General features: G+C 38.5%; 13 protein-coding genes. 3 read left to right on the top strand and 10 right to left on the bottom strand.

What is annotated here, in order from left to right:
* Positions 1 to 231: 231 nt before the first annotated feature.
* Positions 232 to 684, bottom strand: coding sequence for a nucleoside deaminase (locus tag O7776_RS09455; RefSeq protein ID WP_274310339.1), 453 nt, complete (start codon positions 682 to 684; stop codon positions 232 to 234).
* A 301-nt stretch (positions 685 to 985) separates the two neighbouring features.
* Between O7776_RS09455 and O7776_RS09450 the strand changes: the two genes are divergently transcribed.
* Complete coding sequence (locus O7776_RS09450) at positions 986 to 1,438, top strand: YusW family protein (RefSeq protein ID WP_274310338.1); 453 nt, start codon at positions 986 to 988, stop codon at positions 1,436 to 1,438.
* 373 nt (positions 1,439 to 1,811) lie between these two features.
* Positions 1,812 to 2,126: an antibiotic biosynthesis monooxygenase gene (locus tag O7776_RS09445; RefSeq protein ID WP_274310337.1), complete on the top strand. Its 315-nt coding sequence runs from the start codon at positions 1,812 to 1,814 to the stop codon at positions 2,124 to 2,126.
* A gap of 221 nt (positions 2,127 to 2,347) precedes the next feature.
* Here O7776_RS09445 and O7776_RS09440 read toward each other — a convergent pair whose 3' ends face one another.
* From O7776_RS09440 to O7776_RS09425, 4 genes are all read right to left on the bottom strand, one after another.
* Positions 2,348 to 4,165 (bottom strand): S-layer homology domain-containing protein, encoded by a 1,818-nt coding sequence (locus tag O7776_RS09440; RefSeq protein WP_274310336.1) that lies wholly within the window; start codon positions 4,163 to 4,165, stop codon positions 2,348 to 2,350.
* 321 nt (positions 4,166 to 4,486) lie between these two features.
* The gene (locus tag O7776_RS09435) at positions 4,487 to 6,301 is read right to left on the bottom strand and encodes an ABC transporter substrate-binding protein (RefSeq protein ID WP_274310335.1); all 1,815 of its coding nucleotides are present in this window, start codon (positions 6,299 to 6,301) and stop codon (positions 4,487 to 4,489) included.
* A gap of 20 nt (positions 6,302 to 6,321) precedes the next feature.
* Positions 6,322 to 7,818, bottom strand: coding sequence for an ABC transporter permease (locus tag O7776_RS09430; RefSeq protein ID WP_274310334.1), 1,497 nt, complete (start codon positions 7,816 to 7,818; stop codon positions 6,322 to 6,324).
* A 13-nt stretch (positions 7,819 to 7,831) separates the two neighbouring features.
* Positions 7,832 to 9,235, bottom strand: coding sequence for an ABC transporter permease (locus tag O7776_RS09425; protein ID WP_274310333.1), 1,404 nt, complete (start codon positions 9,233 to 9,235; stop codon positions 7,832 to 7,834).
* 153 nt (positions 9,236 to 9,388) lie between these two features.
* On the opposite strand from O7776_RS09425, the gene O7776_RS09420 reads away from it, so the two are divergent.
* Positions 9,389 to 11,125: an ABC transporter ATP-binding protein gene (locus O7776_RS09420; protein WP_274310332.1), complete on the top strand. Its 1,737-nt coding sequence runs from the start codon at positions 9,389 to 9,391 to the stop codon at positions 11,123 to 11,125.
* 258 nt (positions 11,126 to 11,383) lie between these two features.
* Here O7776_RS09420 and leuD read toward each other — a convergent pair whose 3' ends face one another.
* The 5 genes from leuD to ilvC all read right to left on the bottom strand — a co-directional run bounded on the left by leuD (position 11,384) and on the right by ilvC (position 17,274).
* Positions 11,384 to 11,974, bottom strand: a complete 591-nt coding sequence (leuD, locus tag O7776_RS09415; RefSeq protein WP_274310331.1) for a 3-isopropylmalate dehydratase small subunit — start codon at positions 11,972 to 11,974, stop codon at positions 11,384 to 11,386.
* Positions 11,975 to 11,985: 11 nt separating this feature from the next.
* Positions 11,986 to 13,395: a 3-isopropylmalate dehydratase large subunit gene (leuC, locus tag O7776_RS09410; protein WP_274310330.1), complete on the bottom strand. Its 1,410-nt coding sequence runs from the start codon at positions 13,393 to 13,395 to the stop codon at positions 11,986 to 11,988.
* A gap of 15 nt (positions 13,396 to 13,410) precedes the next feature.
* Positions 13,411 to 14,511, bottom strand: coding sequence for a 3-isopropylmalate dehydrogenase (gene leuB, locus O7776_RS09405; RefSeq protein ID WP_274310329.1), 1,101 nt, complete (start codon positions 14,509 to 14,511; stop codon positions 13,411 to 13,413).
* A gap of 203 nt (positions 14,512 to 14,714) precedes the next feature.
* Entirely contained in the window at positions 14,715 to 16,259 is a 1,545-nt protein-coding gene (locus O7776_RS09400; protein ID WP_274310328.1) for a 2-isopropylmalate synthase, read from the bottom strand.
* Between the two features lies 1 nt (position 16,260).
* Positions 16,261 to 17,274, bottom strand: coding sequence for a ketol-acid reductoisomerase (gene ilvC, locus O7776_RS09395; protein ID WP_274310327.1), 1,014 nt, complete (start codon positions 17,272 to 17,274; stop codon positions 16,261 to 16,263).
* Position 17,275: the final 1 nt, after the last annotated feature.

Raw genomic sequence — 17,275 nt, 5'->3', positions numbered from 1 at the left:
CTTTTATCTACACTTAATAGACGGTTGAGGTAGAGGAAAAAGTTTATATAATTTTTCAAATTTTGTTGAAAATCGCCTTATCCGTTTTGTATAACAATAGTTTAGAAGAGTATATTTCGCGTCTAATCATGTGAATTGATCGCTTTTCTGATCTGGATTGTATTCGAAGATTTATACATTTCTATCCACAAAAAAAACTACTATACATCAAAAATGCATAGTAGTCGTGTATTATTGATTATCTTTCCAGATTTGCATTGGGCTGATTGATTTTTCATCAATTGGTAGCTGCTTTATCATCATTGAACGGTCTTGTTTATCTTGTTTTAATTCGTTATAAATAAATTTTGATGTACTAAGACCGACTTTCGCTGCTTGCTCTACTGATTCTGCGAAGTAAATATCTTTCACATTTGCAAAATACATCGCGGCTAAGCACATTGCGCACGGTTCACCACTTGCATACATCGTATAGCCTGTTAAATCATTCGTATTTAATTGTTGCTGTGCACGCCGAATTGCAAGTAACTCAGCATGCCCACTAATGTCATGTACGATATGTAACTCATTTACACCTTCTGTAATAATTTTATCGTCCTTCACTAGCACTGCTCCAAAAGGCTGGCCACCTTCTTTAACATTTGCAATTGCTAGCTCGATTGCTCGTTCCATAAATGAATTCATTTAATCGCCCCCCTTACTACTTTATTTTAGCAAACATCTGTGCGTATTCCTATAATGTATTTGGTATATTTATGACCTTTTCAAAACAATAATTAAGTAAATGCTATATTAATTCCCCGAGTAACTAATAAGTATGTTGAATCATTACGAATAATTCCTAGCACAAACCGTTGGTCAGGATTGCTCATTCTCATCAACTGTAATTTATGGTGTTTATGCATTAAATACAGATAAATAACAGCCAATCGGATTTAATTAACGACAAAAATGGGTACACTCTTAATAGAAAGGTGGTATTTTCATGAAAAAAATAATATTTTTAATCGTAGTGAGTACACTTTTAGTTGCATGTGGTAATAAAGAAAAAGCTAATAATGTGCCAGATAATGCAGCTGTTGAACAAAATTCAATCAATACTACTGCACCTGCAGATGCGCCATTTAACTTTACACATTTTGAATTGGAAATTGAATATGACAAAGATATAAGCTATGACGTGAGCTATGAAAAAGAAAAGAATGGTATTGAGGTAAAAATTGAAGATGAATTGAACAAAAAAATGATCCAAGGTAATGAAGCAATGGATACACTCTTACCGATTTTTAAATCGTTCACATTTGATGCTACTACCGATTCAGATGTGGTAATCGATGAAGTACTGCAAAAATTTGGACAACCAAATAATTTCAAAACCGTTGAAATCGAAATTACGTTTGCAGATGGTACTAAGAAAGAATACAGACGAACACAATAAGCATAAGGAAAATCCAGCAAGTACCTTTACATCAAACTATCTTGAACTAAATAATGCCGAAACGCTGTTAAATCAACGTTTCGGCATTTTCTTTTTCATTGACGATCCTTTTCATTCCCACATGCTGCTAGTGCCATTGTCAGCATCGCCGTGCATAACCACTTCCATTTTTTCATATAATTAATACTCCTTTATCGCTTATCGATTCTCATTATCAATAATAAGTTTCATCCCTAATAAATGATAATGATTTCAATAACTAAAAAGGATAAACAAACCTTTAAAACAAGATATTTTATTCTCAATTAATCTATGTTTTAACGTTAATTGATTATCATTATCAAATAAGAATAATAAAGGAGAACTGGAAATTATGTTCACAGTTACAAACCGTATTTGTGTAAAAAAAGGCTTCAGTCACAAAATGGCACCCGCATTTATAGCTAGTAAATCATTATTAAATTGGGATGGCTTCAATAAAGTGGAAGTAAACGTTTGTACACAACCTGAAGATCACGATGAAATGAATATTATGAGCTATTGGGATACATTGGAGCAATTTGAAGCTTGGAGAACCTCGGATGACTTCAAAGCGATACACAGCCGTCAAGCTAGCGGTAGAGGTGAATCTCCTGTTATTTCAAATCGTGTCGTCATTTCTGAAATTGCTGGGGTGTTAGCTAAATAACATCCCTATCTAATTAACGCAAATAAAAAAGATGTTCAGAAATGGTATGTACCAATTTCCGAACATCTTTTTAAGTTATCTCATGTTTTAAAGTTTTTTAGGTAAATATAACTTTGCTAAACAAATTGGCTACCCCACTACTTTCATCCGCAGGTTTTCTAATGCTAGGGTAAACGCAAGTCATTTGTCCAATATTGCATATCTAATACCTCTGCCATTATTTACATCATATTAGCAATTTGTAGTGTTCGGTATAAAACTTTCGCCATTTGAGAGCGTGTTAATTGACCGTTTGGATCAAAGCGACCATCTGCTTTCCCACCGAAAATGCCTAATTCATTGGCAACTGCCGCATAGTAACGTTCAGTTCCCGTCATTTGTTTAAAATCTTTAAACGTTACAGCTGAGTAGTTCGGTGCGGTAATGGCAACCCCTGCATGTTCTAGCATTCGGATGGACATTTGGGCTGCTTGCTTTCGAGTCACGATTTGATTTGGGTAAAAATAGCTACCTGATTTGCTGTCTAAAATATTGGCTGCAATAAGTGATTCAATGGCCTCTTCAAACCATTTCCCACGAATGTCGCTATATGTTGCATGGTCCGATGTCGTTAAATCCATCGCGCGGCTAATCATTGCTGCGTATTGTGCAATCGTTACGTTTGCTTTAGGCTTGTAATAATTTTCTTCTAAGCCCGATACAATTTTACGCTTTGCTAATTGCATAATTTCGTATTGGAGTGGTTCTTTGGCGATATCATAAAAGTGCGGCTCCTCATTTTCAACGACATATTCATTTGATGTCTTTGTTTTAATCGTATGTTGCTGTGACGCACGTTTAAATGGCGCTGCCACAGTATCCCCGTTTTCTGCCACTTTTAAAATCGTATCGCTTGCGCTCAAGCCTTTGACAATAATATCGATATACGTTGAAAATTCAAGTTCCTTATCGTACATTGTTGCATTAAAATTTAATCCATAATCCTCATAATCGTCAATTGTCATCACGACTACGGCACTTTTATTTGATTCAGGAATGGCTGACTTTGGAATCGACAGCGTGATTGTATCAGACACTTTAATCGTAGTAGAGGAATGCTTTTTCATTTTTGCAACTGGCAAATAAATCGTGTAGGTAGTTCCACTTTCAATGACAGAAATCTCATCTTTTGGGATATCCTCTTCATCTTCATTTTCATAGTCAGGATTCCAGCCATTTTCGATATTCTTTTGTACATCCTCGATATATTGCAGGTCGCGATAGTTCGAGATATAGCTTTTTTGGATGGTAGTTAGCCCGTTATATAAGGCGCGAACTTTCACAACATCCGCTCCATTTGATGAAGTCGTCAATTTGGAAATTGCTGTAATAACCTGCTGTGCAATGGAACGATTATAATCTGCGCTATGGTATTGATTGTATTGCTCTATCTTTTTGTTTACTACTGTTTCGATTAGCTTACGATAGCTATAATCGAGCGTATTGAAGTCGCGTAACGCAGCTAAATAATTGGCCACATAGTTAGCATCCATTACATCGAGCGCATTGAAGCTATTTTCCACCGCTGTCATTTTAGCAATATTTGTATTATATGTAGTAAGCTGCGTCACATAGTATTGGGAAAGCCCCGCCTTTTGTGCAGCGGATAAGGCATCATAATAACGATTCGCTTCTTTTACATCACGTAAAAATGAAGATTTACTAATCGAAATCGAAATCATTTTTTTAATAAAGACATCTAAACTATTTTGTATATAATTACCGTTAGAGTCTGTATTATTATAATAATTAAATAAGCGAGAAGAATTCGAAACATATTGGCGCTCATATTCCGGCAGGCGATAATATGCATTGTACGCTTCTGTCAAATAGTAGTTATATGTAGTGCTTGTCGGGTCGATTTTATCGATTAATTTGATTACTTCTTGAACTTGGGTCCAGTCATATGTATTGTTGGCAGACACATCATTACTAACAAATGTCACGGCAGCTGGAATTGCGGCTATTGATAGTAAAAATGCTGATTTTTTGTTATTCATGTCAATCAACCTTTCTAGAATTTCAATCGTAACAGTAGTGTAACATGAAATTAGCATTGATTGTTTGATTTTCCTTATTTTATGTATATATGATTCTTCACCAAATGATGGGAGAGATTTATTTTCATAAAATACGTTTTCTAGGTTACAAATGTGTTGTCATATGGGTTAATCCCCTAGAAGTCGCTCTCTCCACATCTAGCCATTCAAATATTTACAATCTTCTTAATGAAATATTTTTAGATTTCCAAGATAAATGTAACTTTTATCTCACCAAAAAACCGAAGCTCACGATCATTCGTGGCTTCGGTTTTTAAGAAATTATTTAGATTCGTTATATGCGTTTAAGAATTCTTTTACTTTTGCTGCATCTGCTTCTAATTTAAGCCCTGTGTCCACTAAAGGAGAAACTGTTGATACGGCTGGTTTTTTCTTTCCTTGGTAGTAGCTGATGAATTCATCTTGGTTGATTGAGTAAAGAACGGCTTTACGTAAATCAGCTGATTTTGAAGTTTCACGGCCAGTTGTGTTAAATAATAAGTAAGATACTGCGTTGCTGTCCGCTGTTTTCAATTGTAAGTTTGAATCCCCTTCTACTACATCTGTTTTTGTTTCAGGTACTGATTGTAACACGTGGATTTCACCGTTACGTAATGCTGAAAGTGCACTGTCGTTGTCTTGAATGAAGCGAACTGAAATGTTATTAATTTTCGGTTCATTTTCAGAACCTACTTGGTACGCTGGGTTTTTTACGAATTTTGCTTCATAGTCATTTTTCTTAACTAAAATGTATGGCCCCGATGCCGCTAAATGATTGGCATACGTTGCGCCTTCTGTCACTGTTGATTGGTCACCGTAAGCAATATCCTTATTAGGATCATAGCTTGCTACGTCAAACGTATTGACTGCTGTTACGGCTGCTTCTGACACAATACCGCCAGATTGATGCGCTAAGTAGTTTAATACCTGTGGGAATGGTTTTGGCGTTGTTAGTTTCACTACTTGGTATTTCCCAGCTGCGTTATCTACCGCTTTTTCATCTGTTACGATTTCTGAAATCGCTGCAGGTAATTTATCAGAAAGCTCTTCTAACACAGTTTTACCGTCAGCCGTTTTTACTGATTCTAATGCTGTAATATCTGATACGATTTCTACTGTATCAATGTTTTCGTGAATTGAATAAGTTCGGTGATCTGGTACCGATTCTTTATCCTTTGCACGGTTTAAAGAAAACACGACATCCTCTGCCGATACTAAATCACCCGTATCTACTGCTTTTTCACCTTCTACTTTTGCAAAGTTGATATCATCACGTAATACAAAATAGTATTCTTCGTTATTTTCAGCAGCTACATGGTCATATGATAATGAACCCTCTGAAACAACTTCATCTGTATCTGATAAATTTACTAAACGTACATACATATTTGTATTTAATGTGTTTATCGAGCCATCGTTTCCTTTTACAGGGTCAAGTGAAGTTAATGATGCTAACGCTTGGTGTAAATTTAACGTCTCACTATCATTTTTCGCTTCATCATTGAATGAAATCGTTTCCCAAGCTTGTGCGCGTGATTTCGGTAAACGCACTGTATCTGGATTTACTTCTGCTTTGTATATCCCTTGGAATTTTTGAGAAATGTATAAAGGAGCGATATAAGCATTGTCGAATACTAACGCTTGTTCTAGCTCTTTATACTTTTCCTTTGCTTCGTCACCTGTTAATGTACTTGCTTCATCAATTAATTTATCAACCGTTTCATCTGATGTATTGCTGTAGTCGCCACCTGTTTTAAATAATCCACGTACTGCATAGTCAGGGTTACCTGTTACTGTAGTCCAGCCTGAAATCGAAATATCAAAATTTCCGGCATCTTGTTGTGCTTTGAACGAACCATAATCTGGTTGGATGTTTAGTTTTACATCAAAGCCATTTTTCACTAATTGGTCACGCACAATGTTCATATCTTGCTCTGAAGAGGCCATTCCTAGTAATTCAATAGATGGTTTTGCGCTTGCTGTTTCTGTTGTATTGCCATCATTTTCTTTTACATCCGATTTTGTTTCCACACAACCTGCTAATGCAACTGCCGCAACTGTTGCAGTTGAAGCTAACGTAAATAATTTCTTGTTCATAAGTAAATTCCTCCAAAAAGTTAATTAGATTTCGGGTCAAGCGCATCTCGCAGGCCATCACCGAAAAAGTTAAATGATAAAACAAGTAGCATAATACATAAACCTGGGAAAATGGCTAAATAAGATTGTGACTCAAGATATGTGCTACCGACTTTTAAAATATTGCCCCACTCTGGAATATGTGGTTCAATTCCAAGTCCAAGGAAACTTAAACTACTCGTAGAAATAACCGCGCCACCAATAGTTAATGTTGCTTTGACAATCATTGGAGCGAGTGCATTCGGAACAATATGCTTGAATATGATCGCACCGTCACTAGCCCCTAAAGCACGAGCAGATTCTACAAATTCATAATTGGAAATTTGCATGACGTTTGCACGCATTGTCCTTGCATAAGTCGGAATGGCCCCAACACTTAATGCAATAATTAAGTTCGTTGTATTCGCACCAAACGCTGCAATAATCGCAATTGCTAATAAAATACCAGGAATCGCATATAAAATATCCAATGCGCGCATAATGATATTGTCCGTATTTTTTCCATAATACCCCGAAATTGCACCAAGCGCGCCACCAATTAAAGCGGGAATGACTGTGGCACAAAAACCAACAATTAGTGATATTTGAGCCCCGAACACAATCCGTGAAAACAAGTCACGCCCGAAGTTATCTGTACCTAATGGGAATTCCAATGTTGGTGATAATAATAGCGCATTGTAGTTATTTTCCACCGCAAAATCATAGTCAAAAGTCCAGCGGCTAATAACGGATAAGCTAAACATAAAGACAATGAAAAATAAGCCGAATAATGCCATCGTATTGCGCAAAATTTTATCCCACATTTTTTGCCATTTTTCAACGGCAGATGGATCCGCATTTCGTGCCTTGCGAATTAATGTAATACCTGCCAGTAGTGAGAAGAAATTGCCCGTAATAACTGGGATAAGTAGCACAACACCAAGCCAAAACATCCATTTCGGTGCAGTTGTTGGCGTTACTTGGCGTGCAATTAAAATCGCTACGCCTAAAAATACCACCGCCAGCGCAATAAACGCCCCCATCGCCACTAAAAACGTATCAACAACATACGGTTTAAAAATATTTAAACTAGAAATCAATAATAGAAAAATTTGTGTATTAAACGCATAGACGATAAATGTATATTCCACTGTTTTATTTTTCGTAGCGAGCATAAAGCCAAAGCCTGCCGCAAACACATTACCAACGAGAATCGTTAAAATTAGTGGGATTCCTAATAATCTAGTACGCTTCGAAATTTCACTATGAGCAGCCAAATCCTTCTTTATCAATAATGATAGTATGGCTACATAAAGCGTTGTTACTCCATATATGGCGAAAAATATTAACACAATCGGTCGCCAAATTTGTTCATTAAAATTAAAACTATAAAGTAAAAACAACATTGAAAAAATCGCCGAAAAAGCAATGGTAAACTGTGCATTTACATATTCTTGTGTGATTTTCAATAGCAGTTTTACATCAGAAATGAATTTCACCTATTACCCTCTCCTATGACTTCTTCATTTTTGAACGAATGCGCGGATCAAAGAATGCGTATAAAATATCTATAAGCATATTGACGATTGAAATAGTAATCGCAATGTAAACAACCCCACCTAAAATAGCGGGAATATCAGGAATGAATTGCTTATCTACTATATAACTTCCTAGACCGCTAATATTAAATACTTTTTCTGTTACAGACGCTCCGCCTAGCATCCCACCGAATAATAAACCAATTACCGTAATAATCGGAATCATCGCATTGCGAATCGCATGTTTGGTAATGACTTTACGCCCTGACAATCCTTTTGCCTTTGCAGTAATAATATAATCTTCATGAATTACTTCCAGCATACTCGAACGTGTCATACGTGCAATGGAAGCTGTAATCGAAGTTCCTAGTACGACAATCGGTAATACGAGCGACATCCAGTTGTTTGGATTGTAAGTAGCTGGAAACCATTTCAGTTCTAAACTGAACGTTAAAATAAAAATTAACCCTTGCCAGAAGCTTGGAATCGAAAGACCGATTAATGCAATCAACATAAACACATAGTCTACAAATGAATTCGGACGTACCGCTGAAATAATCCCTACTGGTATCGCAATTGCTACCGCCATTAATAACGAGAATAGCGCGATTTCCAACGTAACCGGGAATTTATTTAAAATACTTTGCGTTACATCTTCTTTCCCAGCAAATGACGTCCCTAAATCAAACGTAAATAGTCCAGACAATGAATGCCAAAGCTGTACGAAATACGGTTGATCTAAGCCATATAATCGATTAAAGTTGGCAACTTGCTCTGCCGTTGCCTCTGCTCCGAGTAAGTTACGCGCAGGATCGAATGGCGAAATGTACAAAATCGTAAAAACAAGTGTCGCAACCCCTAAAATTACGAAAATACTTTGAAGGATTCTTTCAAAGATAAATCGAATAAATGGATTACTAGAAATAAAAAGTAGTACATACATGAATATCCCGGGTATAAAACTAATGAATAAAAACTGCGGTTTTTTTAATAGTTGCCCAAAATAATAACTATACGTATTTTGCTCTATCCCTTGTGCTGCAAGCTCTTTAGCTATCACTCGCTGTAATTTTTGCAGCGTTAGTTGCTGTACTTGCAACTTGATTTTTTTTTCATCAATTGTCTGCTTAAAGAATGTGGCTTTCGCTCGCTCTTGCATTTCATATTCGTGAGTCCATCTAAGTACATGACCATCATCAACTAGTTGCTTTTCGATTTCCACAGTTTTGTTAATGTTTTTCGTTTTCATACCGCCACTAATATAAAGAAGATATGTGACAATATGCACGATGAAGCCTAATAAAATATAGGCAACGTAATAGCTTTTATGTGAAGCGTTTTTTTCAAAGCTATCATGCAAGATCTGCCCTACTTTCACCTGTGCAACCCCTTTCTACTATTCTTATGTACATGATACGGAATAGTTCAAAACTTTATATTGCATAATTCCTACCTGTTTAGTACAGTATGTATTAGTAATAACGTTTCGTCAATATCAAATATTCAAAATTTTTTAAAGGATGAGTAAAAAATGAGTGAAAAACTGCTAAACGTAAAGGACTTACGTGTTTCTTTTATTACGAATGAGTCAGAATTTGAAGCTGTAAAAGGTGTAAGCTTTCATGTGAATGCTGGCGAAACAGTCGGCATTGTAGGCGAATCAGGAAGTGGTAAAAGTGTAACTGCGCGTTCGATTATGCGATTATTACCTTCCCCACCTTCGTATTTGAAATCAGGTACAATTGAATTTCAAGGAAAAAATCTCGTACAGCAAAGCGAAAAGCAAATGGAAGCGATTCGCGGAAAAGATATTAGTATGATTTTCCAAGATCCAATGACTTCAACGAACCCAACGATCCGTATCGGTGAACAAATTGCAGAAGGCTTAATTAAGCACCAAGGATTATCGAAAAAAGAAGCACATAACAAAACAATTGAGCTATTAAAATTAGTCGGCATTAAAAATAGTGAAGAACGATATAATCAATATCCACATGAATTTAGTGGTGGTATGCGTCAGCGCGTAATGATTGCCATGGCACTTGCTTGTAATCCTTCTCTACTCATAGCTGACGAACCAACAACTGCACTCGACGTAACGATTCAAGCACAAATTCTTTCATTAATGAAGCAAATGCAGCAACGCCTTGGGACATCAATCATTTTAATTACCCATGATTTAGGTGTAGTAGCAGGTATGTGTGACCGCGTTATTGTCATGAAGGAAGGCGAAGTAGTCGAGCAAGGGACCACGGAAGATATTTTCGAAAATCCTCAGCATGAATATACAAAACGCTTACTGAACGCACTACCAAAACTGCATGAAAAGAAAGAACCAAAAGTAATGCCGAATTTAGCACCGGAGCTTGATATTAACGTACCGCTTGTTGAAGTAAAGCATATTTCAAAGCATTTCGAACTTGCGAAAGGCAATGTCTTAAAAGCGGTTGACGATTTATCGTTTCAAATTTATCCAGGTGAAACTTTAGGTCTCGTTGGAGAATCGGGTTCTGGTAAATCAACAACAGGTCGTACGCTACTTCAATTACATGAACCAACAGATGGTGAAGTGTTATATAAAGGGGTTCCTGTAAGTCGCTTAACGAAAAAAGAATTAAAAAGCATGCGTCGTCATATGCAAATTATTTTCCAAGACCCTTATTCGTCATTAAATCCACGAAAAAAGGTGCTTGATATTATTGGCGAGGCGTTAGATTTGCACAAGCTAACAACGTCAAAGGAACAGCGCCGCGCACGTGTTGAGGAATTGCTCGAACTTGTTGGCTTGAATAAAGAACATGCGCTACGTTACCCACACGAATTTAGTGGTGGTCAGCGTCAGCGAATTGGCATTGCACGTGCACTGGCAGTTGAGCCCCAATTTATCGTATGCGATGAGCCATTATCTGCACTTGATGTATCGATTCAGAAGCAAGTTGTCGATTTACTTAAAGACTTGCAGCAACGACTTGGATTGACCTACTTATTTATTGCGCATGATTTATCGATGGTTAAACATATTAGTGACCGAGTAGCTGTAATGTATGGTGGTAAAATTGTGGAGCTAGCAGAAAGTGAAGAATTATATGCGAATCCACAACATCCTTATACAAAAATGCTGTTAAATTCAATCCCGATTCCAGACCCAGCAATCGAAAAGCAAAAAAAACGTGAAGTCATGTCTGAAGAACAGCTATTGTCCAATCGTTTCGATGTAGAGAATACGAAGCTTGTTGAGGTTTCTGATGGGCATTGGGTAGCGATTTAATATAGGAAGATTCTCGGCAAATGTTCCGCCGAGAATCTTTTTTTGATGGTTTCATTACAGTAATTGCGACATTCATTTAAAGCATTCAAGAGCAGCTAGGGGTAAAATGGATGTTCCTTCCACATAAATCACGCACATTAAAAAGTCCCATGACCTAAACAAATGGTATGTTTAGGTCGCGAGGCGTTGATCGTATCAATTTTTGTAATAATAAAATAGACTAGGTTGAAAGCCTGTGCTTTTAACCTAGTCTAACATTTAATATGCTACACGGTTTTTCTCGTATGCTGCGATTTGCTCTTCGTATTTGAATGTTAACGAAATTTCATCCCAGCCATTTAGTAACATTTCTTTATAATACGGGTCAATTGTAAATATATACGTTTTACCGTATCCAGTTGTTACTGTTTGTGCTTCAAGGTTTACTTCGATAGCTTGTGCTTCTGCAATCCCTTTTTCAAGTAACTCGTCACACTCTGCTTCCGTTAACTTAATCGGTAAAATTCCGTTTTTGAAGCAGTTATTGTGGAAAATATCCGCAAAGCTTGGTGCAATAACGACTCGGAAGCCATAATCTAAAATAGCCCATGGTGCGTGCTCACGTGATGAACCACAGCCGAAATTATCTTGCGCAACTAAAATTTCTGCGCCTTTGTATGCTGGATTATTTAATACGAAGTCCTCGATTGGATTGCCATTCGCATCAAAACGCCAGTGATAAAATACGAATTGACCGAAGCCTGTACGCTCAATACGTTTTAAAAATTCTTTCGAAATAATTTGGTCTGTATCAACATTTTTGCGATCTAGTGGCGCATAAATGCTGTTCACGATATTAATCGGTTTCATACAATCTCTCCTTACGCCTCTTGCTTTTGTAGTTGACGAACGTCTACGAAACGACCGTGAATTGCCGCAGCTGCAGCCATTGCTGGTGACACTAAGTGCGTACGAGCACCCGCGCCTTGACGCCCTTCAAAGTTACGGTTTGATGTTGATGCACAGCGCTCACCATAAGGAATTACGTCTTCGTTCATCCCTAAGCATGCCGAGCAGCCTGATTCGCGCCATTCAAAACCAGCATCTATGAAGATTTGGTGTAAGCCTTCTTCTTCTGCTTGTTTTTTAGTTGACCAAGAGCCTGGAACAACAATGCCCTTCACACCTGGTGCTAACTTTTCACCATTGACGATTTCGGCTGCTGCACGTAAGTCGTTAATGCGTGAGTTTGTACAAGAGCCAATAAACACGTGCTGAATCTCGATATCGGTAATTTTTTGACCACCTTGTAAATCCATATAAGCAAGTGCTTTATCTAAAGCCGCTTTGTCTGTTTCATTATCATAATCGCTCGCTGTAGGTACCGTTTTTGATACGCCAACGCCCATTGCTGGGTTTGTACCCCAAGTTACGATTGGTTCGATTTCATCCGCTTCGATTTCAAGGACAACATCATATGTTGCATCTGCATCTGAAGCTAGGCTTAACCAGTATTTTGCCGCTTCTTCAAACGTTTCGCCTTGTGGAGCATGACGACGACCACGTAGGAATTCTACTGTTGTATCGTCAGGTGAAATTAAACCAGCTTTTGCACCTGCTTCGATTGACATATTACAAATTGTCATACGTTCTTCCATTGATAGTTTGCGAATTGCTTCCCCAGTGTACTCTACAATATGACCTGTACCAACGCCGATGCCCCATTTTGCAATAATTGCTAAAATGATATCCTTTGCTGTTACGCCAACACCAAGCTCTCCGTTAACACGGATTTCCATTGTTGGGGGCTTTAATTGCCATAATGTTTGTGTTGAAAGTACGTGCTCAACCTCTGAAGTACCAATACCGAATGCGATAGCACCGAATGCGCCGTGCGTTGCTGTATGTGAATCACCACAAACAATTGTTTTACCAGGCTGTGTAAGTCCTAGCTCTGGCCCGATAACGTGTACAATTCCTTGATCTGGGTGACCGATATCTGCAAGTTCAATTCCGAACTCTTTTGCATTTTCTGCAAGTGTCATAATTTGCTTTTTCGCAATTGGATCGTTAATTGTTGGTAGATTTTTTGTTGGTACATTGTGGTCCATTGTAGCAAAGCATAGGTCTGTGCGACGTACTTTACGGCCAGCTAAGCGTAGTCCCTCGAACGCTTGCGGGCTTGTTACTTCATGAATTAAGTGTAAATCGATGTACAGTAAATCTGGCTTGCCATCTTCACGATGTACGACATGTTGTTCCCACACTTTTTCAATGATATTTTTCCCCATAGTTTTCACCGTTCCTTAGTTATATGAAATCATTATGCTATCTGAAACGAAGCTTGCGTCGATTTCATTTAGTACTTTTTCTGTCCATTCATTTGTAGAAAGTGCACGTGTATGCTCTTGTGCTAGGTCGGCAGTATAGTAGCCATCATCGAATACTGCGGCAACTGCACGTTCGATTTCTGCCGCTTCTTCTTTTAAGCCAAACGAATATTGTAATAACATTGCCACTGATAGAATCGTAGCAGCTGGGTTTGCGACACCTTGGCCTGCAATTTCTGGCGCTGAACCGTGTACTGGCTCATAAAGACCAAAGTTATCGCCGCGAATTGAAGCAGAAGGTAATACACCTAAAGAACCCGTAATAACAGAAGCTTCGTCACTTAAAATGTCGCCGAATAAATTTTCTGTCACAACGACATCATAGTGACCGGGATTTGTGATCAGCTTCATTGCAACTGAATCCACTAAATTATGTTCTGTTTCTACATCTGGGTACTGCTTTTTCTTTTCTTCAACAATCTCACGCCATAAACGTGAAGTATCAAGTACGTTAGCTTTGTCTACCGAGCAAAGTTTACCTCGACGTAAGCGAGCTAATTCGAAAGCATTGTCTACAATTCGCTCGATTTCTTCACGGGAATACACACATGTATCAATAGCACCTGCATCTGTTTTTTTACGTGGTTCCCCAAAGTAAAGCCCTCCTGTTAATTCGCGGACGATCATTAAGTCAACATTTTCCGCAACTTCACGTTTTAATGGAGAAGACGCAAGTAAACTTGGGAAAGCTTTTACAGGACGTAAATTGGCAAACAAATCAAAGTGCTTACGAATTTTTAACAAACCTTTTTCTGGGCGTAATTCTGGTGGATTGTTATCCCATTTTGGACCTCCAACAGCGCCTAATAATATCGCATCGCTCGCTTCACATTTTGCAATTGTTTCATCTGGTAGCGGGTTGTTATATTGATCGATTGCTGCACCACCAATTGCCGCATAGTCTAAATGAAACGTATGATTAAAACGCTTCCCGATTACTTGTAATACTTTTACCGCACTTGCAACAACTTCTGGACCAATGCCATCACCTGGTAGTACTGTAATTTTCTTTTCCATTTGAAAAACACCTTTCTTTCGACGTGAAATTACTTTTAGTAGAATCTTCTTATTAAGCACCGTTGTTTTCCGTTTCGGTGGACGCTTTCCGGGGGCACGGCTCGAGCCTGTAGTCTCTCCCTCGTGCTGTTCCCCCAGGAGTCACCACCTCCACTTCAAACAACTATTTTTCCACTTATAAAAAGCTTTAATTTCAATAATATTTAATTCGTAACAACTTGCTTTTCGCGAATGCACTGTTGGATTAATTGACGATTGATCGCGTTTAGATAGGCTTTTGCTGACGCTTCAAGTACGTCTTGTGCTGAGTCACGGCCTGTTGATGTATAGCCGTTATATTTCAAGTTAATAACAGCTTCACCTAGTGCGTCGCGACCTTTGCCTACTGATTTTACGCGGTAATCTAATATGTTCACTGTACCGTTGACTAATTGCTCTAATGTGTTGAAGATTGCTTCTACTGAACCAGAGCCTGTAGCGGCAAGTGTTTTTACTTCTCCCTCAGGCGTTACAACAGATGCTGTCGCTGTTGGAATATTTTCAGTACCGTATTGAACTTGCACTGATTTTAATTCGAACAATGGCACATTTTCGATTGATACTTGTTGCTCGGTTAAAATCGTTGTTAAGTCTTCCTCAGTTACTTCTTTTTTGCGATCCGCTAGTTTTTTGAACTCGGCGAATGCTTTATTAAGTTTTTCATCTGATAACTGGAAGCCCATTGTTTCCGCACGATCACGGAATGCAGCACGACCAGAGTGTTTCCCTAAAACTAATGGTACTTCGTCTTCACCTACAAGAGCTGGTGAAATGATTTCGTACGTTTCAGGATTTTTTAGAACGCCATCTTGGTGAATACCTGATTCATGTGCGAATGCATTTTTACCTACAACCGCTTTATTTGGTTGAATGACTACATTCGTTAAACGGCTTACCATTTGTGATGTACGTTTAATTTCTTTTAAGTTCAGCCCTGTTTCGACACCGTAGAAGTCTTTACGGATATGAAGTGCAACACCGATTTCTTCTAATGCGGCATTACCGGCACGTTCACCGATACCGTTAATTGTACATTCTACTTGGTCTGCACCGTTTTGAACGGCAGCAATCGAGTTCGCTACCGCCATTCCTAAATCGTCATGACAGTGAGCTGAGAACTTAATGTTTTCAGAACCGATCACATTTTCACGTAGGTATTGGAATAATGCACCGTATTCTTCTGGAGACGCATAACCAACTGTATCTGGGATGTTGATTGTTGTTGCTCCTGCTTTAATAACCTCTTGGCAAATACGTACTAAATATTCCTTATCTGAACGGAATGCATCTTCCGCAGAAAACTCCACTAAAGAGAACTTCTCTTTTGCGTATTTTACTGCGGCAACTGCCTGTTCTACGACTTCATCTGGATTTTTCTTTAGTTTGTATTCCATGTGGATTGGGCTTGTTGCGATAAATGTGTGGACATGTGGTTGCTCCGCATGTTTAATCGCTTCCCAAACTGCATCGATATCACCTTTAACTGCACGTGCTAAGCCTGTCACGATTGAGTTTTTCACCGTTTTGGCAATTAATGATACCGCTTCTAAATCACCAGGAGATGAGGCAGGGAATCCCGCCTCAATAATTGTGACACCTAAACGCTCTAGCTGCTTTGCGATTTCTAGCTTTTCTGCTGTATTTAAATTAATACCAGCCGATTGCTCCCCATCGCGCAATGTTGTATCAAAAATGTCAATTTTTCGCATATTATTTCACTGTTACCTTTTGTTTTCCTTGGTTGATGAATGGCATCATCGCACGTAATTTTTCGCCTACTTCTTCGATTTGGTGGTTTGCACCAGCTTCTTTGAATTTTGTGTACTCTGGGCGACCTGTTTCGTTTTCTTCGATCCAACGTTTAGCAAATGTACCGTCTTGGATGTCTGTTAATACGTCTTTCATACGAGCTTTTACTGAAGCATCGATGATACGTGGACCTGATACATAGTCCCCCCACTCAGCTGTATCTGAGATTGAGTAGCGCATAGTAGCCATACCACCTTCGAACATTAAGTCAACGATTAACTTAAGCTCGTGTAATGTTTCGAAGTAAGCTAATTCTGGTTGGTAGCCCGCTTCTACTAATGTTTCGAAACCTGCTTTTACTAATTCTGTTGTACCACCGCAAAGTACTGCTTGCTCACCGAATAGGTCAGTTACAGTTTCTTCAGCGAAAGTAGTTTCAAGTAAGCCACCACGTGCTGATCCGATTCCTTTACCGTAAGCAAGGGCTAAATCACGAGCTTGACCAGTAGCATCTTGATGAATTGCGAATAAACCAGGAACGCCTGCACCTTCTGTGAACTGGCGACGAACTAAGTGACCAGGACCTTTTGGCGCAACTAGGAATACGTCAACGTCTGCTGGTGGTTGAATTTGATCGAAGTGCACGTTAAAGCCATGTGCGAACATTAAAGCTTTACCAGCTGTTAAGTGTGGCGCGATTTCTGCTTCGAATACTGCTTTTTGGCGCTCGTCTGGAAGTAAGATTTGGATAACATCTGCATCTGCTGCTGCCTCTGCTACTGTTTTAACTTCAACACCGTCTTCTTTTGCTTGGTCAAATGATTTACCTGGGCGTACACCTACTACTACGTTAAAGCCTGATTCTTTTAAGTTAAGCGCATGAGCATGGCCTTGAGAACCATAACCGATGATTGCGATTTTTTTACCTTGTAGTACTTGTTCGTTGATTTCATTTTCATAATACATTTTTGACATT

Source organism: Solibacillus daqui (assembly GCF_028747805.1).
GTDB lineage: Bacteria > Bacillota > Bacilli > Bacillales_A > Planococcaceae > Solibacillus > Solibacillus daqui.
This window is presented reverse-complemented; position numbering and strand designations above follow the sequence as displayed.